Here is a 1,495-nt window from a genome sequence, read left to right on the forward strand (position 1 = left end):
AAAGTTATCCACTATATTGTGTAAAAAATGGAAGCAAGGCTGCATTTGGGCTGATTCAACGTTTTATCCAAACCGGATTGGCTGAGGGTCGAACGCTATGCCATCCTGAAATTTAAGGAAAAATATCATGAAAAAAATCGAAGCTGTGATTAAGCCGTTTAAATTGGACGATGTCCGTGAAGCTCTGACAGAAATCGGGATAAGCGGCATGACGGTCAGCGAGGTTAAAGGTTTCGGCCGTCAGAAAGGGCATACCGAAATTTACCGCGGCGCGGAGTATGCGGTTGATTTTCTGCCCAAAGTCAAGGTCGAGCTGGTGTTGGCAGATGAAGATGTGGAACGCGCCATCGATATCATTGTAGAGACTGCGCGGTCGGGAAAAATTGGCGACGGCAAGATTTTTGTGCTGCCGGTTGAAGAAGTGATTCGGATACGGACGGGCGAACGCGCGGAAGCGGCGATTTAATCTTATCGTTGCCGCGATTGGCTGATATAGTGGATTAACTTTAAATCAGGACAAGGCGACGAAGCCGCAGACAGTACAGATAGTACGGAACCGATTCACTTGATGCTTCAGCACCTTAGAGAATCGTTCTCTTTGAGCTAAGGCGAGGCAACGCCGTACTGGTTTAAAGTTAATCCACTATACAAATAAGGTCGTCTGAAATCCTGCATTGTCGGGTTTCAGACGACCTTGTTTTCGTTTCTATCGGGTTTAGATTTTGGTGAAGATGACTTCGTTTTCAAAACGCGATTTGGGCAGCGCGGCGTTGAAATCGTCTGCGGCACGGTAGCCGAAGGAGACGACGGCGACGGCTTTGTAGCCTTTTTCCGTCAAACCGAATTCCTCATTCAAAACCTGCAAATCGACGCCTTCCATCGGCACGGCGTCGATGCCTGCTGCGGCAGCGGCGAATAGGGTGAAGCCCATGTTGAGATAGACTTGTTTGGCAAGCCATTGCTCTTCATCTTGGAATTGGTTGCGGTGGATGCCCAAGAACAGGCGGCGGGTGGAATCGCCTGCCTGCTTGGCTTCTTCCGTGGCGAAACGTCCGTCTTTGTCCTCTTGCGCCAATACGGCGGCGACATAATCATCGTCGGCGCAAACGCGGGCGGCGAAAACGACGACATGGGACGCATGAGTGATTTTCGGGGTGTTATAAGGGAGTTTTTCGGTGGATTTGGCAATGCGCGCTTTGCCCGCCTCGTCATCGGCGATGATGAATTGCCATGGCTGCATATTGACGCTGGAGGGGCTGTTGCGCAGGGCGGCTTCGATATGGGCGAAGTCTTCGGCAGCGATTTTTTTGGACGGGTCGAAAGACTTGGTGCTGTATCGTTGGCGGACGATTTCTGTGATGTTCATGAGGTGTTTCCTGTTTTTAGGATGGAAACGGGGATTATAGAGGGGTCATCTGAAAGGGGCAATGCAGGAAATTGGTGAGGATTTCGGTATAAAGGTCGGTAAAACGCAAACGCTGGCGTATGAAAAAGA

The 1,495-nt window shown here is 50.2% G+C and carries 2 protein-coding genes; one reads left to right on the forward strand and one right to left on the reverse strand.

Annotation, left to right across the window (positions count from 1 at the left end; genetic code table 11):
* Nucleotides 1-127: 127 nt before the first annotated feature.
* A complete protein-coding gene (locus HMPREF1028_RS02715; protein WP_003756171.1) occupies nucleotides 128-466 on the forward strand; it encodes a P-II family nitrogen regulator in 339 nt (112 codons plus the stop codon).
* 249 nt (nucleotides 467-715) lie between these two features.
* Here the strand turns inward: HMPREF1028_RS02715 and HMPREF1028_RS02720 are convergent, their stop codons facing one another.
* Nucleotides 716-1,366 (reverse strand): oxygen-insensitive NAD(P)H-dependent nitroreductase NfsB, encoded by a 651-nt coding sequence (locus HMPREF1028_RS02720; RefSeq protein WP_009311244.1) that lies wholly within the window; start codon nucleotides 1,364-1,366, stop codon nucleotides 716-718.
* Nucleotides 1,367-1,495 lie beyond the last annotated feature (129 nt).

The sequence above is a fragment of the Neisseria sp. GT4A_CT1 genome, assembly GCF_000227275.1.
Lineage (GTDB): Bacteria > Pseudomonadota > Gammaproteobacteria > Burkholderiales > Neisseriaceae > Neisseria.

Bases quoted from the DNA above. Each gene is read 5' to 3' on its own strand.
- HMPREF1028_RS02720 (WP_009311244.1), bottom strand. From the start codon at position 1,366: ATGAACATCACAGAAATCGTCCGCCAACGATACAGCACCAAGTCTTTC.
- HMPREF1028_RS02715 (WP_003756171.1), top strand. From the start codon at position 128: ATGAAAAAAATCGAAGCTGTGATTAAGCCGTTTAAATTGGACGATGTC.